At 36.9% G+C, this 24,382-nt stretch carries 27 protein-coding genes and 1 tRNA gene; 16 read left to right on the top strand and 12 right to left on the bottom strand.

From position 1 onward, the window contains the following. Positions 1-183: 183 nt before the first annotated feature. A tRNA-Arg gene (locus BM201_RS01515) sits at positions 184-255 on the bottom strand. A 124-nt stretch (positions 256-379) separates the two neighbouring features. Here BM201_RS01515 and BM201_RS01520 point away from each other — a divergent pair. The 3 genes from BM201_RS01520 (at position 380) to BM201_RS01530 (ending at position 3,003) form a co-directional block, all read left to right on the top strand. Then, on the top strand, positions 380-685 hold the full coding sequence (locus BM201_RS01520; protein WP_092539629.1) for a hypothetical protein: 306 nt from the start codon (positions 380-382) through the stop codon (positions 683-685). Positions 686-799: 114 nt separating this feature from the next. Next, on the top strand, positions 800-1,750 hold the full coding sequence (locus BM201_RS01525; protein ID WP_245758548.1) for a DUF1028 domain-containing protein: 951 nt from the start codon (positions 800-802) through the stop codon (positions 1,748-1,750). A 104-nt stretch (positions 1,751-1,854) separates the two neighbouring features. Further along, complete coding sequence (locus BM201_RS01530) at positions 1,855-3,003, top strand: DUF3095 family protein (RefSeq protein ID WP_092539631.1); 1,149 nt, start codon at positions 1,855-1,857, stop codon at positions 3,001-3,003. 4 nt (positions 3,004-3,007) lie between these two features. Here BM201_RS01530 and BM201_RS01535 read toward each other — a convergent pair whose 3' ends face one another. From BM201_RS01535 to BM201_RS01545, 3 genes are all read right to left on the bottom strand, one after another. Continuing rightward, positions 3,008-3,307, bottom strand: a complete 300-nt coding sequence (locus tag BM201_RS01535) for a type II toxin-antitoxin system RelE/ParE family toxin (RefSeq protein WP_092539632.1) — start codon at positions 3,305-3,307, stop codon at positions 3,008-3,010. A gap of 11 nt (positions 3,308-3,318) precedes the next feature. Then, complete coding sequence (locus BM201_RS01540) at positions 3,319-3,558, bottom strand: hypothetical protein (RefSeq protein ID WP_092539633.1); 240 nt, start codon at positions 3,556-3,558, stop codon at positions 3,319-3,321. 126 nt (positions 3,559-3,684) lie between these two features. Continuing rightward, positions 3,685-5,238 (bottom strand): M20/M25/M40 family metallo-hydrolase, encoded by a 1,554-nt coding sequence (locus tag BM201_RS01545; protein ID WP_092539634.1) that lies wholly within the window; start codon positions 5,236-5,238, stop codon positions 3,685-3,687. A 242-nt stretch (positions 5,239-5,480) separates the two neighbouring features. Between BM201_RS01545 and BM201_RS01550 the strand changes: the two genes are divergently transcribed. Together BM201_RS01550 and BM201_RS01555 are read left to right on the top strand one after the other, a co-directional pair. Further along, positions 5,481-7,862: a S9 family peptidase gene (locus BM201_RS01550; RefSeq protein ID WP_092539635.1), complete on the top strand. Its 2,382-nt coding sequence runs from the start codon at positions 5,481-5,483 to the stop codon at positions 7,860-7,862. 4 nt (positions 7,863-7,866) lie between these two features. After that, on the top strand, positions 7,867-9,090 hold the full coding sequence (locus tag BM201_RS01555) for a cysteine desulfurase-like protein (protein ID WP_092539636.1): 1,224 nt from the start codon (positions 7,867-7,869) through the stop codon (positions 9,088-9,090). 255 nt (positions 9,091-9,345) lie between these two features. On the opposite strand, the gene BM201_RS01560 is transcribed toward BM201_RS01555, so the two are convergent. After that, a complete protein-coding gene (locus BM201_RS01560; RefSeq protein ID WP_092539637.1) occupies positions 9,346-10,488 on the bottom strand; it encodes a cystathionine gamma-synthase in 1,143 nt (380 codons plus the stop codon). Between the two features lie 155 nt (positions 10,489-10,643). Here BM201_RS01560 and BM201_RS01565 point away from each other — a divergent pair, with 155 nt between their 5' ends. The 3 genes from BM201_RS01565 (at position 10,644) to BM201_RS01575 (ending at position 12,723) form a co-directional block, all read left to right on the top strand. Next, complete coding sequence (locus tag BM201_RS01565) at positions 10,644-11,414, top strand: DUF3298 and DUF4163 domain-containing protein (protein ID WP_092539638.1); 771 nt, start codon at positions 10,644-10,646, stop codon at positions 11,412-11,414. Between the two features lie 66 nt (positions 11,415-11,480). Further along, positions 11,481-11,834 carry an arsenate reductase family protein gene (locus tag BM201_RS01570; protein ID WP_092539639.1) on the top strand — a complete coding sequence of 118 codons (354 nt, stop codon included), beginning with the start codon at positions 11,481-11,483 and terminating at the stop codon, positions 11,832-11,834. Continuing rightward, a complete protein-coding gene (locus BM201_RS01575) occupies positions 11,827-12,723 on the top strand; it encodes a DMT family transporter (protein WP_092539640.1) in 897 nt (298 codons plus the stop codon). The genes BM201_RS01570 and BM201_RS01575 overlap by 8 nt, the downstream gene beginning before the upstream one ends. 48 nt (positions 12,724-12,771) lie before the next feature. Here BM201_RS01575 and BM201_RS01580 read toward each other — a convergent pair whose 3' ends face one another. Beyond that, positions 12,772-13,263, bottom strand: a complete 492-nt coding sequence (locus tag BM201_RS01580; RefSeq protein WP_092539641.1) for an acyl-CoA thioesterase — start codon at positions 13,261-13,263, stop codon at positions 12,772-12,774. A 167-nt stretch (positions 13,264-13,430) separates the two neighbouring features. Here BM201_RS01580 and BM201_RS01585 point away from each other — a divergent pair, with 167 nt between their 5' ends. From BM201_RS01585 to BM201_RS01610, 6 genes are all read left to right on the top strand, one after another. Then, positions 13,431-14,393, top strand: a complete 963-nt coding sequence (locus BM201_RS01585) for a YheT family hydrolase (RefSeq protein WP_092539642.1) — start codon at positions 13,431-13,433, stop codon at positions 14,391-14,393. Between the two features lie 105 nt (positions 14,394-14,498). Further along, complete coding sequence (locus BM201_RS01590) at positions 14,499-15,371, top strand: YicC/YloC family endoribonuclease (RefSeq protein WP_092539643.1); 873 nt, start codon at positions 14,499-14,501, stop codon at positions 15,369-15,371. A 29-nt stretch (positions 15,372-15,400) separates the two neighbouring features. Then, a complete protein-coding gene (gmk, locus tag BM201_RS01595) occupies positions 15,401-15,973 on the top strand; it encodes a guanylate kinase (RefSeq protein WP_092539644.1) in 573 nt (190 codons plus the stop codon). A gap of 1 nt (position 15,974) precedes the next feature. After that, complete coding sequence (nadD, locus tag BM201_RS01600) at positions 15,975-16,559, top strand: nicotinate (nicotinamide) nucleotide adenylyltransferase (protein ID WP_092539645.1); 585 nt, start codon at positions 15,975-15,977, stop codon at positions 16,557-16,559. Between the two features lie 304 nt (positions 16,560-16,863). After that, entirely contained in the window at positions 16,864-17,859 is a 996-nt protein-coding gene (locus tag BM201_RS01605) for an NAD(P)H-dependent glycerol-3-phosphate dehydrogenase (RefSeq protein WP_092539646.1), read from the top strand. A gap of 110 nt (positions 17,860-17,969) precedes the next feature. Continuing rightward, positions 17,970-19,637, top strand: a complete 1,668-nt coding sequence (locus BM201_RS01610; protein ID WP_092539647.1) for an LVIVD repeat-containing protein — start codon at positions 17,970-17,972, stop codon at positions 19,635-19,637. Positions 19,638-19,793: 156 nt separating this feature from the next. Here BM201_RS01610 and BM201_RS01615 read toward each other — a convergent pair whose 3' ends face one another. The 5 genes from BM201_RS01615 to BM201_RS01635 all read right to left on the bottom strand — a co-directional run bounded on the left by BM201_RS01615 (position 19,794) and on the right by BM201_RS01635 (position 22,624). Beyond that, on the bottom strand, positions 19,794-20,189 hold the full coding sequence (locus tag BM201_RS01615) for a hypothetical protein (protein WP_092539648.1): 396 nt from the start codon (positions 20,187-20,189) through the stop codon (positions 19,794-19,796). Positions 20,190-20,201: 12 nt separating this feature from the next. Then, positions 20,202-20,384 (bottom strand): hypothetical protein, encoded by a 183-nt coding sequence (locus tag BM201_RS01620; RefSeq protein WP_092539649.1) that lies wholly within the window; start codon positions 20,382-20,384, stop codon positions 20,202-20,204. Positions 20,385-20,463: 79 nt separating this feature from the next. Then, entirely contained in the window at positions 20,464-21,483 is a 1,020-nt protein-coding gene (locus tag BM201_RS01625; protein ID WP_092539650.1) for a phenylalanine--tRNA ligase subunit alpha, read from the bottom strand. A gap of 94 nt (positions 21,484-21,577) precedes the next feature. Continuing rightward, entirely contained in the window at positions 21,578-22,267 is a 690-nt protein-coding gene (locus BM201_RS01630) for a hypothetical protein (RefSeq protein WP_092539651.1), read from the bottom strand. After that, the gene (locus tag BM201_RS01635) at positions 22,268-22,624 is read right to left on the bottom strand and encodes a hypothetical protein (RefSeq protein ID WP_092539652.1); all 357 of its coding nucleotides are present in this window, start codon (positions 22,622-22,624) and stop codon (positions 22,268-22,270) included. Between the two features lie 56 nt (positions 22,625-22,680). On the opposite strand from BM201_RS01635, the gene BM201_RS01640 reads away from it, so the two are divergent. After that, entirely contained in the window at positions 22,681-23,118 is a 438-nt protein-coding gene (locus BM201_RS01640) for an RDD family protein (RefSeq protein ID WP_092539653.1), read from the top strand. Positions 23,119-23,149: 31 nt separating this feature from the next. Further along, on the top strand, positions 23,150-23,695 hold the full coding sequence (locus BM201_RS01645) for a CvpA family protein (RefSeq protein ID WP_092539654.1): 546 nt from the start codon (positions 23,150-23,152) through the stop codon (positions 23,693-23,695). Between the two features lie 54 nt (positions 23,696-23,749). On the opposite strand, the gene can is transcribed toward BM201_RS01645, so the two are convergent. Beyond that, entirely contained in the window at positions 23,750-24,382 is a 633-nt protein-coding gene (gene can / locus BM201_RS01650) for a carbonate dehydratase (protein WP_092539655.1), read from the bottom strand.

A 24,382-nucleotide genomic window follows, 5' to 3' on the forward strand; every position in this document is an offset into this window, starting at 1 on the left:
ATATAAAAAGCTTTTGCGAGGCCATTAAAAATTAAGTTATGCTGGAAATCATATTAATCGTTCTGGCAGTTATTTGTTTTTTGATTATTCTGCTGCTTTGTAAAGGCGGCGGAATTAGTTCTAGTAAGTTTTAAAGTCAGGAAAAGGGATTGGAGGTTAAACTCTAATCCCTTTTTGCGTTTGTAGCCTCGCCAGGAATCGAACCTGGATCTAAAGTTTAGGAAACTTCTATTCTATCCGTTGAACTACGAGGCCGGCTTTTTCAGCAAACACAAAATTAAAAATGTTTTTATTATGTAAACTTTCTACTCGTTAAAACTTCCCTAAGAGTAAAGGCAAAGTCGCATAGAAAATGTATTTTCAAAGCAACTTAACTTATATGACCATGAAAATAGGAGTGCTACTTTCTTCTTTCTTTTTATTAATTATTACTGCAACCTGTAATAATCAAAAAGTAACCAGCAATATGAAACTTACCGGATTAATCGAAGCAGCAGGCATTACGTCTTATCAATACGGAAGCCATATTTTACGAACCGATAATGAAACCTATGCCTTGACTTCAGGAAAAATAGATCTAACCGAATTAGAGGGACAAACCTATACCATTATTGCTGAAAAAGTGGAAGGATATCCCATAGATGGCGGCCCAGAATATCTTAAGGTTATAGATATCAAAGATTAACCAACATATATTTTAGGCTGGCTTCGCCAAAGATTGTATATATTTAAACTCGTTTTTTATCTATAAACAATCAACATGAAAAAATTCTTACCACTCGTTTTAATTTGTTTTTTTATGATTAAAGCAAAAGCTCAAAATGCCAATATCGACAAAGAAGCTTTTGCCCATACCTTCTCTGTCGTTGCTAAAGATCCCAGAACTGGCGAAATGGCCGTTGCGGTACAAAGCCATTGGTTTTCTGTAGGTTCTTTGGTGAGCTGGGGAAAATCTGGTGTGGGCGTTGTCGCTACACAGTCTTTCGTAAATCCTGCTTACGGACCAAACGGACTAAAATTAATGGGTGGCGGTATGTCTGCCAAAGATGCTTTGGACGAATTAGTAAGCCAGGACGAAGGTCGTGATTACCGCCAAATTGCTTTTCTTGATGTTAAAGGAAATGTTGCTGCTTACACCGGAAAACTTTGTGTAGAGTCTGCCGCACATATCGAAGGAGAAAACTTTTCTGTACAGGCGAATATGATGCTGAATGACAAAGTTGTTCCTGCCATGGCCGAAGCTTTTAAATCAAACGAAGATCTTCCTTTAGCTGAACGTATGGTAGAGGTTTTAAAAGCAGCACAAAATGCAGGTGGTGACATTCGCGGTAAACAATCGGCTGCACTTATTGTTGTAGGCCCTAAAAAAGTTGAAAATCCCTGGGAAGAGAAAAATATCGATCTTAGAGTAGACGATCATCAAAATCCAATACAGGAGTTAGAGCGATTACTTAAAACCGCTCGTGCTTACGAACATATGAACAAAGGAGATCTTGCCGTTGAGAAAGGTGATATCGATATGGCTTTAGAAGAATATGGTACTGCGGAAGAAATGTTTCCTGATAACCTGGAAATGAAATTCTGGAAAGCGGTAGCGCTGGCAAACAGCGATCGCCTGGACGAAGCTTTGCCTGTTTTTGCTGAAATTTTTGAACAAGACGATAACTGGCGAGAAATGATCACCAGGCTTCCAAAAGCCGGCTTATTAGAGCTTACTGAAGCAGAGATAGAACAAATTACAGATCTATAAATCAAGGACATCATGCCAAGTCCTTGAGGTATGGATAGGAATCTTTTTTAATTTCGAGGCATGCCTTGTTGAATTAAAAACTTAATAAGAGATTAAAGCTAAAAATGGCCAATATCGATACAAATTTTTATGAAAATTTAACGGCCTGGGATATCCCCGTGAGTAAGCTGGTAGGCGATATTGGTCATTTTAAGAATGTTCCTGAAAATTGGCATATCGTTGCTGCAGATATCAAAAATTCAACTGAAGCGATTGCAAAAGGCCAGCACAACTCGGTTAACCTTATTGCTACGGGCGCGGTAATCGCCATGATCAATATTGCTTATAAGGCAAAGATCAATATTCCGTTCTTTTTTGGTGGCGATGGTGCTATCGCACTTGTTCCCCAGGAAATTTTAGAAGAAACACTAAGCGCACTTCAGAAACATAAAAGAAATACGCTAAAAAACTTCAAATTAGAGCTTAAAACGGGATCTTTTCCGGTGAAGAAGATCTACCAGGAAAATATTCAGCTTAAAATCGCCAAACTTGAGGTGAATGAAGATCTAAACATTCCTGTTGTTTTGGGAGATGCTTTACACTATGCTGAAGATCTCATTAAAAATACGCTCCCAGAGCAGGAACCTGTCCCAGACGAAAAACCCATTGATCTGGAGGGGATGGAATGCAAATGGGACAAAATAAAACCGCCTAAAAACGGGCAGGAAGTAGTGAGCCTTATCGTGATTTCTAAAAACGACACTAAATCCTATAAGATCTTTGCTGAAGTCCTTAAGGCGATCGACGATATTTATGGCTCACCAAGTCACAGAAAGCCTATCACGGTAAGAAGATTAAAACTGAAAGCGAATTTGCGAAAGATCAATTCTGAAATGAAGGCCAAATTGGGCAAATTTAACCTTCCTTATTTAGTTAAAAGCTGGCTAACGGGCAAGTATGGAAAACACATCTGGCTTAAAAAAGAAAACGGCAAAAACTACCTTAAAAAATTAGTCGCGTTAACCGATACCTTAACCATTGATGGTCGAATCAACACAGTGATTTCAGGAACACCTCAGCAAAGAGAAGCACTCATTGGCTATTTAGAAAACCTGGAAAATTCAGGAAAAATAGCTTACGGAATTCATGTGAGCCAAGAAAGTATTATGTCCTGCTACGTGCGAGATATTAGCACTCATGAACATATTCATTTTGTAGATGGCGGAAATGGTGGATATACAAAAGCAGCTAAACGTTTGAAGAAGAAGTTTTAAGAGTTTATTTCAACATTTTATCTGGGTTTCTTCGAACATCAAAAATATCATAGATCAGCACCTTATTGCCTTTTATATTGTAGATGATCTTATAATTCCCTGAAATTAAATATCTATGATTTCTATTTAATTTCTTCAGATAAAATTCTATTTGTCCTGATTCTGGAAATATTTTAAGTTGATTTGTAGATTGAAAAATTTCTGACTTAATTTTCTTGGCAACCTTATGATTTGCATTCTCTTTATAGTAATCATAAATCTCTTTTAAATTACTAATTGCAAAATCAGACCAAACTATCTCCACACATCAAATGATTACCAGTTTTCAGTTATTTTTTTTAAATCTTCCTGAGACTTAAACCTCCCATTTTCAAAATCGTTCTCAGAGATTTCAATTCTTTTTATTAATTCTTCCGGACTAAAAGGCTCTAAAAAAGTTTCCTGATCACTCGATATATTTTTTAGAATATAACTCTCTATTTCAGATAAAAGATTTTCATCCTGAATCTGGGCGAGATATGATATTAAATTTAACTTTCTTGTTTGCAAGTCCATATCTAAAGGCTATTTAATCAAAGATACAAAAATTACAACTTAAGATTCAGCACAAAACAAAACCCTTATTCTATGAAAGAATAAGGGTTTTAAAAAATTGTATCTGAATTTATCGAATTTCGGTGTTTAATCTAAGCCTCCGCGACGTGTTGCATCTCTAGGCTCTGGCCACGTCATTTGCTCACCAGTTCTACTGTTTATAGGAAGCACTCTTTGCTCTCTTGAAGTTTTATCTGAATCTTCACTCGCTTTATAAGCTAAGATCGCTGCAAGAATAGCATTGCTCTGCACATCGTCCCAAACGATCTTATCGTAAGTATCGCGGTTAGTATGCCAAGTATAGTTCCAGTAAGACCAGCTAAGAGAACTTAGGTTAAAAGCTGGAGCTCCGGCAGCAAGGAAAGATGCGTAATCTGATCCTCCACGACCAGGCATTCCTGGAAAATGTGTTTCTATTTGTCTTGAAATACTATCTGGTACGGCAGATAACCAATCACCAACATAATCGTAAGCCTGTACTAATCCGTTTCCAGAAATATTAACTACACGACCGGTACCATTATCCTGGTTAAAAACTGCCTGTACATTTTCTACAATTTCAGGATGATCTTTTACAAAAGCACGAGACCCATTTAATCCCTGTTCTTCACTTCCCCAGTGACCGGCAATAATCGTACGCTTAGGATTTGGATATACTTCTTTAAGAATACGCATAGCTTCCATCATTACTAGAGTACCTGTACCATTATCTGTAGCGCCGGTTCCTCCATCCCAGCTATCAAAATGTGCAGAAAGAACGATATACTCTTCAGGTTTTTCTGAACCTTCTATTGTTGCGATCGTATTAAAAGTAGGTACTTCTCCATGATCTTCAGAAGTTGCTGTGATACTAAGCTCTGGCTTATCTCCACTTTCAGCCATACGGTATACTAACCCGTAATCTTCTAAAGAAAGGTCTACGGTAGGAATGTCTTCAGTATAGGCAGAAAATACTTTGTTTACGCCAAAACCGCTAGACCAGTTTAAAGTAATAATTCCTTCAGCTCCTGCTTCTTCTAAGATCTTTGGTAATTCTCTAGAAGAATATCCGGTAGTTCTTATACGATCTCTCCAGGCATTTTCTGCTGCAGAACGTTCTTTTTTCATTTTATCAAAAGACTTGTCTGTAGCCCATTCTTCCCAGTTATAATCTGGACGGCCAGTTGGCTCGTTAAAAGACATCAATACAAATTTGCCTTTTACAGCGCTCAATTTAGATTGAAAGTCGGCCGAGTCTTTAGCTTTAGGTAAAAGAACAGCCTCTGCAGTAACTCCTTTTTTAGAAGTAGATGGACTCCATGCCAGTTGTCTTCCTTCTAAAGTTCTTAGACGAGGTTCTACAAGGTCGATATGTGTGATACCACGCTCCCAGCCTTTCCAAGTTCCCCATTGTTGATTTTCGGCAGAAATTCCCCAATCAGCATAGGTTTTAACAGCCCAGTCGTGTGCCTGTTCCATTTGTGGTGAACCTACAAGTCTTGGCCCTATAACATCTAAAAGTTCGTGGCCTAACTTTTTTAATTGAGAATTTTCGGTAGCTTCTGTAACGATCTCCTCTACGATTGGATCCTGTTGCTGTGCAAAAGAAGCCGTCGCAGCAAGTGCAAGCGATGCAAAAGCTAGTTGTAGTTTGTTTTTCATTGGATTTTGATTGAAAATTTGGTGAATTATTGCTTTCAAATATAAATATATTCTTTACTGAAATCATAGCTTAAGGCCTATTATTCTTGAATTCAAGCGTGATTTTAAGTATATTGTGAGCAAATTTTTAAGCTTTTTTGTCAAAGAGCTGATGATTATATTTTTGAGTATTTTGGCTTCGAAAATTTAATTTTTTGATTTATCGAAATCTCACCACTAATTAAAATCCAATATTTACCTAAATGACAAAATTTACGCTTCGTTTTAGCAATATCGCAATCCTTTTGCTTATTGCATTTAGCAGCATCACTCTGCAATCACAAGAAAGCGATCTTTCTGTGGAAAAAATTATGCAAGACCCAAAATGGATGGGAACTTTCCCCTCTAGAATACAATGGGGAATCGAAAGTGAAAATATCTACTTTCAGTATAACCTGGAAAATGACCCGGACGATTCATTATACAAGATCGATCTTTCTAACCAATCAAAAATCCTAAAGGTTTCTCAGCAGGAAAAGGAAAATATGATCCCGCGTTACGGTGATTATAATGATAAAAAAACCGAAATGCTTTTTACTGAAAATGGGAAGCTCTTTTTATACAATATCAGAAAAGCATCGAAAACAGAATTGATCGACCTGGGTGAACGTATTATAGATCCTCAGTTTATGGCAAACGAATCTAAAATTTCGTTCATCTTGAATGACAATGCGTTTATCTATGATCTTGACGAAGGCACGATAACAAAATTAACCAATATCAATAGCGGCAAAAAGCGCGAAGGAAGAGATGAGAAACTTTCAGACAAAAACCAATGGATACAGGATGAAAATCTTGATCTTCTAGAAGTAGTTAATGAACGCAAAGAAAAATCTGAAACTTCTAAATCCTATCGCGAAAGTGTTGCCCAAGAAGAAGATTATGCCTTTTATGCGGGAGATAAGCAAATATCCGGACTTAGCATTTCTCCTAACGGAAAATATGTAAGTTTCAATTTAATTAAAAGAGAACGCGGTGAAAATACCGATGTTCCTAATTACGTAGACCAATCTGGATACACTAAAGATCTGCCTGCACGCTCTAAAGTTGGCGACGATAAAACCGAAGTAGAATTAGCGCTTTACAATATCGAAAAAGATACCGTTTTTATGGTAAGCACAGCAGAGCTTGAAGGTATTAAAGACTTGCCAGATTACGTAAAAGATTATCCAGATAAAGAATGGGAAGAAAAAGTTCGTGAAGTGATTACTTCGCCTGCTTATTTTTCTGAAAATGGAGAGAAAGCTATCGTAAGCATTCGATCTAAAGACAACAAAGATCGCTGGATCGCCCAATTAGACCTTGAAAATGGCAGTCTTACCACCATCGATCGCCAACGCGACGAAGCATGGATCGCCGGGCCGGGTCTTGGCTGGTCTTTTGGTGGCGGAACCATTGGATGGTTACCAGATAATAAGCATATTTATTTTCAATCTGAAGCTACGGGATATTCTCATTTATATCTTCTGAATGTTGATAACGGAGATAAAAAAGATCTTACTCCAGGGGAATATGAAGTTTTTGATCCAGAATTATCGAATAATAAAAAGTACTGGTATTTAACCACTTCAGCAGAAGGCCCGGATGTTCGTCATTTCTATAAAATGCCGGTGATGGGTGGTAAAATGGAGAAACTGACTAATATGACAGGTAATAATCAGGTTTATCTTTCTCCAGATGAAAAATATATGGCGATCTATTATTCTTTCAGTAATAAGCCATGGGAACTCTATCTTAAGAAAACCGGAAAAGCTGAAGCTAAACAATTAACCAGCGGCCAATCTGAAGCATTTGCAAGTTACGATTGGAGAACGCCTGAACTTATTAAGTTTGAAGCTGAAGACGGTGCGATGGTTCCGGCAAGATTATACACGCCAAGTGAAGAAACTAAAAATGATGCTGCGGTTGTATTTGTGCATGGTGCAGGATATTTACAAAATGTACACCAATGGTGGTCGTCATATTTTAGAGAATATATGTTCCATAATCTATTAACAGATTTAGGCTACACCGTTATAGATATCGATTACCGTGGAAGCGCTGGTTACGGCCGCGACTGGAGAACCGGGATTTACCGCCACATGGGAGGCAAAGACCTTTCAGATCAGGTAGATGGTGTAAAATATTTAGTTGAAAACCACGGAATAAATCCTGAAAAAATCGGAATTTATGGTGGTAGTTATGGCGGATTTATTACTTTAATGGCAATGTTTAACGAACCAGATACTTTTGCTGCCGGTGCGGCGCTAAGATCTGTAACAGATTGGGCACATTATAATCATGGATACACATCCAACATTCTTAATGAGCCTGTAAACGACCCTATTGCCTATCGCAGATCTTCACCTATTTATTTTGCTGAAGGTTTAGAAGGAGATCTACTTATCGCCCACGGAATGGTAGACGTAAATGTGCATTTTCAGGATGTTGTAAGACTTTCTCAACGCCTTATCGAGTTAGGAAAAGATAACTGGGAAATGGCTGTTTATCCAGTAGAAGATCACGGTTTTGTTGAGCCGAGCAGCTGGACAGATGAGTATAGCAGAATTCTTAAGCTTTTTAATGAAAGCCTTTTAGATAAATAGATTTATGGATATAGAATTTGTTAGAAAACAGTTTCCTGCACTCGATAAAGATTTTGTCTTTATGGATAATGCCGGTGGCTCCCAGGTATTGGGAAAAGTTATTCAGCGAATTAATGGCTATTTAATTCATCATAACGTACAACTTGGCGCATCTTATAAAATTAGCAAGGAAGCCGGCGAAAAGCTAGCATGGGCAACCAAACAAGTTGCAAAATTCATCAACGCCAATAGAACCGAAGAAGTAATTATAGGACCTTCTTCGAGCATGCTTTTTAGGATTTTAAGCATTTCCCTTAGCAAAAAATGGCAGGAAGGTGATGAAGTAATCGTCACCAATACAGATCATGAAGCAAACGTTTCTCCCTGGACAGATTTAGAAGAAAAAGGCATAAAAGTTAAGATCTGGAAAGCCAATCCAAATACTATGGAATTAGAGCTTTCTGAACTTAAAAAATTACTTTCACAAAAGACCAAATTGGTTGCTGTTACGCATTGTTCTAATATTTTAGGAACTATAAATCCTATCAAGGAAATTGCTGAAGTTGTACATGAAAACGGCTCGCTTATTTGCGTAGATGGCGTTGCTTACGCACCTCATCGCCAAATTGATGTGCAGGATCTAGATGTCGATTTTTACACCTTTAGCTGGTATAAAACCTATGGCCCGCACTTAGCTTTAATGTACGGCAAATATGAGCACCTTTTGGAATTAGATGGAATTAACCACTATTTCTTCAAAAAAGATGATATCCCGTATAAATTTCAACCGGGGAACTTCAATTTTGAACTCACCTATAGTCTTTTGGGAATCACTGAATATTTTCAGGAATTCTATAAACAACACTTTCCAAAAGATAAAGAATCTTCAGTTTTAATGCTGAAAAGATCTTATGAAGTTATTGCACGACATGAGCAGAAATTGGCCAAAAAGCTTCTTGGTTTTTTAAATGAAAATCCTAAAGTTAAGATCATAGGAAATCCTGAAGCCGATGCTTCTAAAAGAGTACCTACGATTTCTTTTGTACATCAGGAACTTAAAAGTGATGATATTGTAACGCAAATCGACGATTATCGAATAGGTATTCGATTTGGTGATTTTTACGCTAAAAAACTGGTTGAAGATTTCGGCCTAACCCAAAAAAATGGAGTGGTACGCATCAGTCTGGTGCATTACAACACAGAAGAAGAAGTAAAACGACTTATCTGGGCGCTTAGCAAAGTAATTTAAAATCTAGACCGCTTCGCTTTTAAATCTTAGAATAAAGATTAAAAAACGAGTGCTGAAATTCGATAATTTCAGTCCTCGTTTTTTTTTTTAATCATGAGATGCTAAATCAAGTCCGCCGAACGAACAGGATTAGCATAAAAATTTGTTTCCTTATCAAATTAATACTTCTGCAAAATTTCAGAAAAAATAACCTCGATCGCTTACTCTTCTATTTTCTAATTTCTAACAGCGCAGCGGTCTAAAATCTAACTACGATTATCCCAACGCCTGTTTTAGATCTTCAACAAGATCGTCTCCATCTTCAATTCCTACACTTAATCGTATCAAACTATCTACAACACCGGTTTTTTCACGTTCTTCTTTTGGGATTGACGCATGCGTCATACTTGCCGGATGCCCGGCTAAAGATTCTACTCCGCCTAAAGATTCAGCTAAAGTGAAAACCTTCAGATTTTCAAGAATTTTAATTGCACTTTCTGCGTTTCCTTCCGTAGTAGAAAAAGAGATCATTCCGCCAAAACCTTTCATTTGCTTTTTGGCGATATCGTGGTTTGGATGATCTTCAAATCCTGGCCAGTTCACTTTTGCAACTCCGGCATGCTCTTTTAAAAATCGGGCTACTTTTTCTCCATTTTCGCAATGGCGCTGCATTCTAAGATGTAAAGTTTTAATTCCGCGTAACACCAAAAAACTATCCTGCGGTCCACAAACTCCGCCACTCGCATTTTGAATAAAATATAATTTATCGGCCAAAGCTTTATCTTTTACCACAAGACTTCCCATCACAACATCACTATGCCCACCAAGATATTTTGTGGCGCTATGCATTACAATATCGGCTCCCAGATCTAAAGGTTGCTGTAAATATGGTGTCGCAAAAGTATTATCTACCGCTAATAAGACATTGTGCTTTTTCGCAATTTTAGCTGCAGCTTCAATATCGATAATATTCATCATTGGGTTAGTTGGTGTTTCTACCCAAATAAGCTTTGTATTTTCGTTAATATAAGCTTCGATGTTTTCAGCTTCCTGCATCCCGATAAAATGAAATTTAATGCCCAAATTTTCGAATATCGAGGTAAATAAACGGTAAGAACCACCGTAAAGATCGTTGGTACTTACAATTTCGTCTCCTGGTTTAAAAAGCTTCATTACCGCATCGATCGCAGCAAGTCCAGATCCAAAAGCCATCCCAAATTCACCATTTTCGATACTAGCTAAAGAACGTTCTAAAGCGGCACGAGTTGGGTTTCCACTTCTGGAATATTCAAAGCCTTTATGACCTCCAGGGGTGCTTTGCGAATACGTACTGGTTTGATAGATCGGCGGCATTACAGAATTGTATGCAGGATCTGTATTTTCCTGCCCGCCGTGTATGGTTTTGGTATTAAATTTCATAACAATAATTTAGTTGGTTTATAGCGAAAATCTAGCTTTATAAGCTGATTTTCATCGCTATTAAAAATCTTACTAGCAAAAATAAGCTTCGCATTGGCAATGCCAAAATTGCTGCGTACTTTAGCAAAACAATAACCTAAAATCCGAAAACCATTTTGAAAAAATTTCTTTTTGTGTTGCTTGCCAGCCTGATGCTTTTTGCCTGTGAAGAAGAGAAAAAAGAAGCCCTTATTTTCACCAATTATAATGTAGAGAAATCTTATGAAAAGTGTAATCCTGAAACCGGAAATTGCACTTTTGTAAACATTAACTATCCAGTTGCCAAAGGCCAGGAAGAGGTTGCTAAAAAGCTCAATGATTCTATAGAATCTCATATTATCCAACTTGTTTCTGGTTTTAATCCAGATGACAATCCTGCAACTATGGAAGAGATGGTTGATGGTTTTATTGCAAATTATGCTTCTTACCGAGAAGATTTTCCTGAAACCGACATCCCTTGGGAAGCGACTGTTTTTGCTGAAATTACTTCAGAAAACCTCAAATTATTAAGTATAGATTTCAACTCTTATACCTTTACCGGTGGCGCACATGGTTACGGAAGCAATACCTATATGAATTTTAATCCTGAAACTGGCGAAGTTTACACGCACAAGGATCTCTTTACTGCAGAATTTAAAGAATTTGTAGAAAAAGACTTCAGAAATAAAGAAGATATCCCGCAGGACGAAAACATCAACAGCACCGGAATGTTCTTCGAAAACGACGAATTTCACCTTCCGGCAAATATTGGCTTTAGAGATGATAAATTGATCTTAACCTATAATCCATACGAGATTGCGGCTTATGCTGAAGGACAAAAAACTTACGAATATGAGCTGAAAGAAATTTCAGAATATTTAAAAATCGATCTTTCAGCAACCGAATAAATTGCAGAAGCTCTTATAAAGTTTTTCCTTTGCAGCTTTTCTTATGCATTCTTAAATCGAAATAAAATGAAAAAGATCTACTACCTGTCTACCTGCGATACCTGCAAACGAATTTTAAACGAGATCGAAGCTCCGGCAGAATTTGAACTTCAGGACATCAAAACCGATGCAATTACCGCAGCGCAAATAGAAGAAATGCAAAAACTTGCGGGTAGCTACGAGTCGCTTTTTAGCAAAAGAGCACGACTTTATAAAGAACGTGATCTTAAAAACAAGAATCTTAGCGAAGAAGATTACAAAGCTTTGATCCTGGAACATTATACTTTTTTAAAACGTCCGGTAATAATTAACGATAATGAGATCTTTATTGGTAATGCTAAAAAGAATGTAGCAGCCGCTAAAGAATCTATCCATGGATAAGCGTTTGCTGGCGATCCTCGCCGCAATAGGTGCCAGTGCGATCTATGGTTTAAACCACACCATCGCCAAAGGAGTGATGCCTGCACATATCGAAGCTTTTGGTTTTATTATGCTTCGAGTGCTGGGCGCTGCTATTTTGTTTTGGCTATTAAGTCCGTTTGCTCCAAAAGAAAAGATCGATAAAAAAGATTACCCAAGAATGCTGGGTTGCGCTGTCTTTGGAATGTGCATTAACATGCTTTTCTTTTTTAAAGGATTAAGCCTTAGCACCCCAATTAACAGCTCGGTTATTGTCACGCTTTCTCCCGTCATGGTTTTGATCTTAGCTTCATTTATTCTTAAAGAAAAGATCACGCTTATTAAAGGAATTGGTATTGCTTTGGGCTTATCTGGAGCATTGGCTTTAGTGCTTTTCAGTACAGATAGTGTATCGAATGCGCCCAACATTCCGCTTGGGAATTTAATGTTTATTATCAATGCATTTTCTTACGGATTTTACCTGGTGATCGTAAAACCACTTACCAAAAAATATCACGCCATTACTCTTATGAAATGGCTTTTCCTAATGGGTGTAATTTTAAATTTACCCGTTACTTATTCTGAATTTACAGCGGTAGACTGGTTAAACTTACCATTCGATGCGATTTGGCGAATGGCCTTTGTTGTTGCCGGAACAACATTTTCTACCTACCTGCTTAATATTTACGCATTAAAACAATTATCGGCTTCTACGATAAGTGTTTTTATTTATTTACAGCCTTTAATCGCCATTATTTATGCGATCCTGGTGGGCGCAGACCAATTAACCACCATAAAAGTTGCCGCTGGCGTACTGGTTTTTGTTGGTGTTTACCTGGTAAGTTTTAAGAAAACAAAAACCCGGGCGTAGCCGGGTTTTCAAAAAATATAAATCGAAAATCGATAATTTCAGCTCGCTTTATTTTAGCAATTCTGGATCGACGTCCTTTGGTTTTCTACCGTGTTTCCTGGTATCTTCTTTTGTAAGCACTTTAAAATCTTCGGTATGTGGCAGGCTATCAAAATTATTAATTAATTCTGAAGGTAAACCTGTTAGCTTTCTTGCTTTAAGATCTATCCAACCGCCCATCATTTCACAGCTTGCAAAATTTCTTCCTTTGCTGTCATAAAAATTATGTACAAATTCGAAATACATTCCGTCTTCAGAAAGTCCTTTTAACTGCAGGCTCACTTTTACCGGTTCTCCTGCAAAAACTTCTCTAAAATAGTACACGTGTTCATAAAAAACCACCGGACCAAGATTATGCTTTGCCAAGTCTTTTTGTCCAAAACCATTTTCCATTAAAAAACCCATCCGGGTGTGGCTCATAAAATTGATGTAAGCCGTATTGGCCAGGTGCCGGTTTGCGTCGATATCACTCCAGCGTATTTCAAATTCTTTGGTATACATAAGTATTTTTTTCAATTTTTACAGAATTACTAAATTACAAATATTTGCTATGCATGCATAATTAGTTTAACTATTCCATCGAATCATCGAAAATTTGATTTGAAGTTGCCGCTATTCTTATCCCAAATTATAAGTTTCCTTACCTAATTTTTTCTGAAATTTGCCCTATGCCAGTGATTAAAAGTAATTATACCGCTCCGCCTCTTTTTAAAAATGCTCATATCGCCACCATCTATGCAGCAACGCTTAGAAAAGTGGATTTTAAGTCTGAAAAAAGAGAACGTTTGGAGCTAAAGGATGGTGATTTTTTAGATTTAGATTGGGCATTTTCTAAAACTGAATCCAAAAAATTAATTGTAACCATGCATGGTTTGGCCGGCAATGCCAATAGACCGTATATGCTGGGAATGGGCAAAATCTTTACTGAAAATGGCTGGGATTATTGCGGAATGAACTTTAGAAGTTGTAGCGGTGAAATTAACCGATTATACCGAAGTTACAACGCCGGTGCCACTGAAGATCTGGAAGAAGTTTTGGCCCATATTTTCAGCAAAAATAAGTACGATCAAATCGCTTTGGTTGGTTTTAGCCTTGGCGGAAATCTTTTGCTGAAATATCTTGGAGAACGCCACGAACTGCCATCGCAAATAAAAACTGCTGTGGCTGTTTCTACACCTTGTGATCTAGGCGCCAGCTTGGAAGCGCTAAACCTGCCAAAAAACAAATTATACACCAACCGATTCGAAAAGAACCTGAAAGATCAGCTTTTTGAGCGTCAACTGGCTTTTCCAAAAGAACTCGAAAAACATCAAATATCGGCTTGTAATTCATTGTTAGCAATCGATGAGTTATATACCAGCCGGGCGCATGGCTATGCTTCAGCGGCAGAATATTACGAAAAATGCAGTTGTCTTCAGTTTTTACCTAATATTAAGATCCCAACACTCTTATTAAATGCTGAAAATGATAGTTTTTTGACTTCAGCATCATTTCCGAAGAAAATAGCCGAAAAATCATCATTCTTACATCTGGAAATTCCAAAACATGGGGGTCACGTAGGTTTTATTCAGCATAAAAAAATGTATTACCAGGAAGAGAGAGCGCTTCAATTTATCCATGATCAGCTCTAAGATTTCAGGAAAAATTTCAGGAAATTCCATTATTCAGCTAAATTATTCTATAGCCTTTGCGCTGCCTAAGAATTGATTATCTTTGCCCAACCGTAAAAATGAAGCATGATTCAATCAATGACAGGTTTTGGGAAAAGTGTACTACAACTTCCCAACAAAAAGATTACTATAGAGATTAAATCTTTAAACAGTAAAAATCTGGATCTAAATGCCAGGATCCCTTCGCAATATCGTGAGAAAGAATTGGTGATGCGTAACACGATATCTTCAGCTTTAAAAAGAGGAAAAGTAGATTTCTCTCTGTATGTAGAGCAAACAGGAGACGAAACCTCTGCGTCTGTAAATGCTGAAGCGGTAAAAAATTACATCAAACAAATGATGGATCTTAAATTACCAAATGTTGGCAGTAAGCATGAAGCTCAACTTTTAGAAATCGCGATGCGCTTACCTGATGCCTTAAAAACCGAGCGTGACGAGATCGACGAAAATGAGTTTGCTGAAATCGAGAAAACCTTATTGGAAGCGCTTGCTGAAATTAACGAGTTTAGAACAGCAGAAGGTGCTGCTTTAGAGAAAGACCTTAAACTTCGCGTTAGCAATATTGGTAATTTGTTAGATGAAATTATGCAAATTAATCCAGAGCGTGTAGAGAATGTACGTGAGCGTCTCCGCAAAGGAATTGAAGATCTTAAGGAAAATGTAGATGAAAACCGCTTTGAGCAGGAACTAGTTTACTACATCGAAAAATACGATATTACAGAAGAAGAAGTGAGATTAAAAAATCACCTGGCTTATTTCACCGAAACGCTCGATACTCAAGACAGCAACGGTAGAAAATTAGGTTTTATTGGCCAGGAAATGGGGCGTGAAATAAACACCATTGGTAGCAAGAGTAACTATGCACCAATGCAACAGCTTGTAGTGCAGATGAAGGATGAGCTGGAAAAAATTAAAGAGCAGGTCTTAAACGTACTATAAGCAATTAACCCAAATTAAAGTAGAGCACCATGAAAGAAGGGAAGCTAATCGTATTTTCAGCTCCGTCTGGTTCAGGGAAAACCACTATTGTAAGACATCTTTTAAAACAAAACGAATTAAAGCTGGATTTTTCGATCTCGGCAACGTCTCGTGATCCTCGCCCTAACGAAGTTGATGGAAAGGATTATTACTTTTTGTCTTTAGAAGATTTTAAAAAGAAGATCAAAAACGACGAATTTCTGGAATGGGAGGAAGTTTATCGTGATAATTTCTACGGAACTCTAAAAGCTGAAGTAGAGCGAATTTGGGCAAAAGGAAAGCATGTTATTTTTGATATCGACGTGGTTGGCGGATTAGATATTAAAAAGATCTATCCTGAAAAAACATTGGCTGTTTTTGTAAAACCACCCAGTATCGAAGAATTAAAGATTAGGTTAAAGAAGCGTAAAACCGAATCGATGGATAAAATTAATATGCGTGTCGCTAAAGCGAGTATCGAACTTGCCACCGCACCGCAATTTGATTTTATTATTGAAAATAACGATCTGGACGTTGCTTTAGAAGAAGCTTATAATCTAGTTTCGGATTTTATAAAAAAGTAAGATGAACAGAAAAATCGGACTTTTTTTTGGGACCTTTAATCCCATTCATATTGGGCATTTGATTATTGCGAATCACATGGCCGAATTTTCAGATCTTGATGAAGTTTGGCTGGTGGTTACTCCGCATAACCCACATAAAAAGAAAAGTACGCTTTTAAATAATCATCATCGCCTGGATATGGTGTTTATGGCTTGTGAAGACTTTGAACATTTACAACCTAGCGATGTAGAATTTAGATTAGAGCAACCAAATTACACGGTAAAAACGCTGGCCCACCTTCAGGAAAAATTTCCAACCAACGAATTTTGTCTTATCATGGGTGAAGACAATCTAAAGAGCTTTCATAAATGGAAAAATTATGAGGTAATTTTAGAAAATCATTCGTTGTATGTATATCCAAGAAAATCTGGCGGAAGGGTACAAAATCAATTTAAAGATCATCCAAAGATCACTCGGGTAGATGCTCCTGTTATAGAAATTTCAGCAACATTTATTCGAGATTCGATAAAAGAAGGCAAGTTTATAAAACCTATGTTACCAACCAAAGTTTGGGATTACGTGCTTCATAACAATTTTTATAAATAGCCAAAAGAAACTAAAATTTAGACGCACTTCGCTATTAAAATATACGAATACTACGATCAAAAAACCGCCCTGTATCTTTTATACAAGGCGGTTTTCAAACTAAATAACCAACCAAAAAAACTAAGAAAATTCTCCTTTGGTTAGAAGAAGAATAAATGGATAACGTGAGCTTTTCTATTAAGATTGTCTTTAAGGACGGCTATTTTGTGTTAAATTTTTGCCATACTTAGGCGGTTAGCTTCTCTAGAAATTTTAAAGCCCTATTTAATCTTTATTTTTGTAGTACGCATAACAAACCAAACAAATGAGTACAACTCCTAATATAGCTGTTATTGGCGGCGGTAGCTGGGCAACTGCTATCGTAAAAATGCTTACCGAAAACATCGAAAAGGTACATTGGTACATGAGAAGTGTTTATGCTGTAGAGCATTTAAAAAGGCACGAGCATAATCCTAATTATCTTAGTGATGTAGAATTTGACATTAATCAGCTACATCTTAGCAATGATATTAATGAAATTGTTAGCGCTGCAGATATTCTGATCTTTGCCATTCCATCTGCCTTTTTAAAATCTGAATTAGATAATCTTACCCAATCTCTGGAAGGAAAAACGATCTTTTCAGCCATAAAAGGTATCGTTCCAGAAAGTAGTTTGATCGTTGGAGAACACTTCAATAAATTCTACAATATCGATTTTGAAAATATTGGTGTAATTACCGGGCCTTGCCATGCAGAAGAGGTAGCGCTAGAGCGCCTTTCTTATTTAACGATTGCTTGTAGTGATGAAGAAAAAGCTAAGATGCTAGCCGGTTTTCTATCCAGTGAATATATAAAAACCAAAACCAGTGATGATATTGTAGGAACCGAGTATGCTGCGGTTCTTAAAAATATTTATGCTATTGCAGCCGGAATTGCACACGGTCTTGGTTATGGTGATAACTTCCAGAGTGTATTAATGAGTAACGCGATTCGCGAGATGAAAAAATTCATTAAAAAAGTACACAAAATGAAGCGAAACATCAACGATTCGGCTTATTTAGGTGACCTTTTAGTTACTGGATATTCTGTTTTTAGTAGAAATAGAATGTTTGGGAATATGATTGGGAAAGGTTACACCGTAAAGAGTGCACAAATGGAAATGAGTATGATCGCTGAAGGCTATTACGCTACAGACAGTGCTTACAAGATCAATAAGGAACGTAAAGCAAAAACACCAATTATCAATGCGGTTTATGCGATTCTTTACGAAGGAAAAAACCCAAAGAAAACATTTAAAAAACTTGCAGATAAGTTAGATTAAGGAGGCAAAAACCTCCTTTTTTTAACAAAAGTCTAACCTGAAATAACCGAGGTTTAAACGGCATAACCTTTGATTTTGATTACTTTTGCCCAAAATTTAACAAGCCCCCTATGAGCAAAAAATTACTAGCAGGATTGATAATCTTGTCTTTCCTGGCAATCGCATGTAGTGACAGTAACGACCATTTTGATGAGAACGAATACACTCAGCAAAACTTCGAAATTAATAATGACGAAAGCGAATTAGAAAGCGTTTTAAGCAGAAACGGAGCCGGTGTTTTAAGTATTTCTTCGATCACTGCCAGTAATCGAGCCAGTCTTACCAGACAAGCTGTAGAAGACGAAGATCCACAAGTAAGTGATATTGCTTTAGAGCAGATCGCAACCGTAGATCCTCCGGTTGTAGATGGAACTACACTTAGAGCAAGCCACGTAAAGATCGACGGAAATTATGCCTATGTAACTTACATGATGGAAGGTGAAGCTTATCTTGGTGGTATCGATATTATCAATATTACAGATAAAACCAATCCTTTTGTAGAAAGCCGAGTAACTTCAGATATTGTAGATTTTACTTCAGCTTATTTTAATAATGGGAGATTATATTTTGCTTCCGCAGTAAATACAGACGAGCTTTTAAATCTTGAATATCGCGCGAACATTGGTTACGTTAGTGTTTCTGAAGGTAACTTTTTACAGGACTTTCAATTAAAACCAATTGAGGGAAATGTTGCTGTTGATATTGCAGGTTTTAATGACAGAATTATTGGAGTAAGTGGCGCGACCGGTGTTTTAGGTCTTTACGACGCAGCTAGTTTAGAAACTATCCTTGAGCAAACTATACCAGATCTTAGATCGATCGCTTACGGAGACAATAAAATTGCCGTACTAAGTGGTAGCGAAGGTCTTGCAATGTATAATCCTAACGATCTTTCGGTTTTAAACAATATTAGCACTCCTAATTTAGCGAGCGAATCGAAACGTACTATTGCCTTTAAAGATCAGGCGATTTTGGTTTCTGAAGGTAGTAATGGTGTAGGAATTTATGATAGCAATTCTGGGAATGCATTGCAGCAATTAGACATTCAGATTCTTCCTGAAGCAGAATATGATGATGCAGATGTTGTAACAAATGCAGTTTCTATTGCAGGAGATTTTATTTTAATGGCTAATGGTGGAGCTGGTTTTGGTATCGCTAAACTAGACGAAAATAATACTTTAGTTGAAGAAGGTGTTGTAGATTTAGAAGGATCTTCTAATTACATTCAATCTGATGGTGAATATATTTTTGTTGCCTCTGGCACCGGCGGATTAAGAATCATAAAAATAAGCCAGCCAGAAGTAAACGAAAACTTTGCCGAATGTGAATCTTACGATGTTTACACCGGGCGTTCTAATCTAAATGTAAACAGCAACGAAGTTTTAGCTTACCGTGGTTCTGCAACACTTAAAAACTTAAACGTTGGTGGAGATTTCACTTTCTGTGGATCGATAAACATTCAGAACGGTGCAAACATCAACAGCCAGGGAGAATTTAATATGAGAGGCGCAATGGCCGTAGGAACCTATGGCAGAAATCACGATCTTAATATTAACAGCGGTTCTGTGCTAAGAATCGAAGGAAGCCTTACGGTTTATGGTAATTTAAACCTGAATAGCGGTGCTACTTTAGAATTTGTTGGAGAAGATTCCAGCATCCATGTTTTTGGAACTGTTAGACAGAATAGTGGTAGTACCGTAGTTGGAACTTATAACGATACATCTAATAAACTTCAGTAAGTTATACTGAAAATATAATATCAAAAAAGCCTCTGTTTCCAGAGGCTTTTTTATTGGCATCGCCAAAGGGTATAATACCCAGAGGCTAGCCTCGAAATTAAAAATTTATTTCCAACGAATGCCTCGATGCCTTGCCCCGAGGTAGTTTATTTAAAATTATTCGGCTAAAATGCCCAATTTGGGAATAATAGGCAGTTCTTTTTTATTTGCTTCGTTAACGCTATTCTTCTTAAATACAAATGCTTTCTCGAACATCTTGTTTTCAGCAAAAAAAGTTACCTGGTATTCATTATTAAGTCCTAAAACTTCATCCTGAATAAATTCGATCTTCGCGAATGAATGTGGCGGTAATTTTTCCAGCTTGTGGCGCATCACCGATGTTTCTTTCTTCCCATCATAACCTTTAGCTACGATAAGGATCATTTCGATAGAAACATTTTTATTATTGATAATGTAAGCATTCCACTCGTCTGCCTGAAACTCTTTATTGAATTCTCTTACTGCAGCAACGTGAACTTTTTCAACCTTAGGAATTTCTATATCCTTTTTCAAAATTCGATCTTTTTAAGATTCGTTTTCAAATTTTTCTTCCCACTTGTGTTTAATCATATACCAAAGTACAAACAAAACAACGGCTGCAATTGCCAGTACAATTAAACCAATTGTGATTTTTAAAACAGCTATTGCGAGATATAACGCAATCCCTAAAACGATAACCGCCAGAATAATGAAACCAGATTTTTTCATAAGTTTTCTTTTTCTGGAAAGTTCGGTGTTTTAAGGCTGGTCTTCTCTCAACAAACTCATAAATTCCTTGTTCAGGATTTTAGATAGAAGATTTAAATTGCTCTAAGAATCGTACATCATTCTCGTAAAACATACGAATATCACCAATTTGATAAAGCAACATGGCGATACGTTCTATCCCCATCCCAAAGGCGAAACCAGAATATTCTGTTGGATCGATACCACAGTTTTTAAGTACGTTAGGATCTACCATTCCGCATCCCATGATCTCTAACCAACCCGTTCCTTTGGTAATCCTATAATCTGTTTCGGTTTCTAATCCCCAATAGATATCAACCTCTGCACTTGGCTCGGTAAATGGAAAATAAGAAGGTCTTAATCTAATCTTAGATTTTCCAAAAAGCTGTTTTGTAAAATATAAAAGCGTTTGCTTAAGATCTGCAAACGAAACATTCTTATCGATATACAATCCTTCTACCTGGTGAAAAATACAGTGAGAACGTGCAGAAATAGCTTCATTTCTAAATACACGACCAGGAGAAATGGTTCTAATTGGCGGTTTATTCCCTTCCATATATCTTACCTGCACAGATGATGTATGCGTTCTTAATAGAATATCAGGATCTGTTTGAATAAAAAACGTATCCTGCATATCTCTTGCCGGATGATATTCTGGTAAGTTTAATGCTGTAAAGTTATGCCAGTCGTCTTCGATCTCTGGCCCTTCAGAAACATTAAAGCCAATATTAGAGAAAATCTCTATGATTTGATTTTTAACTATCGAAATAGGATGACGAGAACCAATTTCCAAAGGTTCTGATGGGCGAGAAAGATCGCCATAGATTCCTTTTTCTTCTTCCAGGCTTTCTAAACGATCCTTCAATTCGTCTACTTTTGCCTGTGCAGAGGTTTTAAGTTCGTTTACCGTTTGCCCAAAATCTTTCTTTTGTTCGTTAGGAACGTTCTTAAATTCAGCAAAAAAGCTATTTAAAATTCCTTTTTTACCAAGATATTTTATTCTGAAATTTTCTATTTCTTCCTTCGTATCAGCGTTAAACGCTTTAACATCAGCAATATGTTCCTTAATCTTATCAATCATAGATACCATTCTTATAAGGTGGCAAATTTATAAAAATTTACGCCTTTAGCCTGTATTAAAAACCGATAAAACCTGAAGCTTAAAAAGAAGAAATCTAATCTTGATTATTTACGAGTCTGGACGACTTCGCATCGTGGAAAATATACTTCATTAAAAAGAATACTGAAAATGCACCAAAGCTATGCCACAGCCAATGCGTTCCCATGGAAAAATGAATGTAACGATCTAAAGCTCTAAAGCTTATCGCTACAGCAAAACTTAACACCGCAAAAACCATATATTTAGAATGCTTAAATCTAGTTTGAAAAACATGAATCCCTATAGGAAGTAATAAGCCTATAGCCGTTGCGATATACGCATAAGTTTGCCCATGTGATCTAAACGGAATAAAACGTACTCCCAAAACCAACAAAAGCACTAAGATCATTAGGCCCACTACCTGCCTTTTCTTAGAACTGGCTTTAGAAGCAAAATAAAGAGAAGCCCCTAAACATAGAATATCGATAGGCACCCAATCCATTAACAACCAGATCTCGTGACTCCTGGTAGCATGATAGATGGTACCGCCAACCCAACCAATAAACAATACGGGTAAAGCAAAACTTAAAAATAATTGTGCCTTGTAGTTTTTATATACGCGATAAGAGAAATAAATCACGATCGCTAAAAAGAAAAGATTGCTAAACGTATTAAAAGGTTCTACCGGAAATCTTCCCTGAATGGTTTCAGTGTAGACAGGCCCAGAATCATTGGGGAAATCGGTAAAATAAAGCAATGCGTTCATCTACGAAATATATTCCTTTTCAAGAAAATACTGGACTATTGCTTCTTTCATTAAGATACTTTGTTCGCCGGCTTTTAAATTAGGTAACTGCTCTAAAACTTTATAATGTGGCCAGCCGTCTTCGTCAAAATAATCAAACTCGTAATAGCCATAAGGCTCCAATAGCCTGCAAATAGCGATATGCATTAGATCGACTTTTTGATCCTTTTTAAATCGGCGATGTAACTGCCCAAGTTCCTGCACACCAATAATATAAATTACAGCATCAAGTTCCATGATCTCACCATCTGCAAATTGGGCTGCTAATTTTTGCTGAAGATCTTCCCACCGCTCTTTTAATTTTTCATCTCTTGCCATGCTGCAAATATAGGTTTTGCACGCAAATTATTTATATTTGATTAGATATCCTTTACATGCAAGATTTAGACTCCTTTGAAGAACCAAAACCTAAGTATATTGTTAGAAGATATTTGGCCGGTTTTATCGATTATAGCATAGTATACTTTATTACTTTTTTGCTCGTTTTTATTTTGGGAACGCCAGACGATGAGTATACCTATCATCTAAACGGCTTACCCGCTTTAATCCCCGTTTTATTCTGGTTTCTATTTATTGTTTGCCTCGAAACCTGGTTTGGTGCTACCGTAGGTAATACTATTGTTCAATTAAAACCGGTAACATTTTCTGGTTATTCGAAAAAAATAAGTTTTGGACAGTCTTTTAAAAGACATCTCTTAGACCCAATCGATATGTTCCTTTTTGGAGTAATTGGCATCGTGATTATAAAAACTTCAGATAAAAATCAGAGATTGGGCGATATTTGGGCAAAAACGACTGTAACGAAATATTAAAACAATTTACCAATAGATCAAAGAAAACTACATGAACACCATCGACATCATCCTGGGGATTGTTTTATTATACGGACTAATACGTGGCTTTTTTCGTGGACTTTTTGCTGAAGTTGCAGCGCTTGTTGGTTTAATCGCCGGGATCTATGGTGCGATCTATTTTAGCCATATTTTAAGTGATTTTTTAGCTAATCATGTAAATTGGGATGAAAATGTAACCAATCTTTTCGCTTTTGCGATCACCTTTATTCTAATTTTATTCCTGGTAACCTTGGCCGGAAAATTTCTAACCAAAGTGGCTAATCTCGCGGCGCTGGGAATGGTAAATAAAATATTAGGAGGTGTTTTTGGGCTTTTAAAGCTTGCATTTTTAGCGAGTGTTGTTATGATGTTCTTTAGAGCTACAGAAGAGCAAATTGATATCGTTGAAGACGAAACCATTGAAGAATCTGTACTTTATGAGCCCATTGCGATCATTGCACCAACAATTTTGCCTACCATTTTAAGAGAAGCAAGGGAACGTGATATTTGGGATCCTAAAAACAATGAAGAAGAGGATTCTAACGATGATTTTTAAAACAAAAAAAGAAGCCCTAAGGCTTCTTCTCTTTCCGCACAAAAAATATAAATACTAGAAGTTTAATCTGTAAACTTCATCTAATTTCTCATTTCCGCTTAAGTGAACATTCAGGTCGTTTACAATACCGGTTCCTACGCCATAAGCCCAACCATGTATCACAACTTTCTGCTCATTCTTCCAGGCATTTTGAAGAATAGATGTTTCAGCTAAATCATATACCTGCTCGATCACGTTCAGTTCTACAAAACGATCCCAACGTTCTTTTTCATCTTCGATGGCTTCAAGCTCATCGGTATGCATTTTATAAACATCTTTTATATGTCTAATCCAGTTATCGATCAAGCCAATAGATTTGTTTTCCATAGCGGCTTTAACACCTCCACATCCATAATGGCCACAAACGATAATATGTTCAACTTTAAGTGCATTAACCGCATAATCTAAAACGCTTAACATATTCATATCTGTATGCACTACCATGTTGGCGATGTTACGATGTACAAAAACTTCACCGGGTTGTGTGCCAATAATCTCGTTTGCAGGAACACGGCTATCTGCACAACCTATCCAAAGTAGTGGTGGTTGTTGTCCATTCTCTAGACGTTTAAAAAAATCTGGATCAGAACTTAGCTTGTTGCTCACCCATTCTTTGTTGTTTTCTAAAATCTGCTTATAAAATTCCAT

The organism is Zunongwangia mangrovi, assembly GCF_900112105.1.
Lineage (GTDB): Bacteria > Bacteroidota > Bacteroidia > Flavobacteriales > Flavobacteriaceae > Zunongwangia > Zunongwangia mangrovi.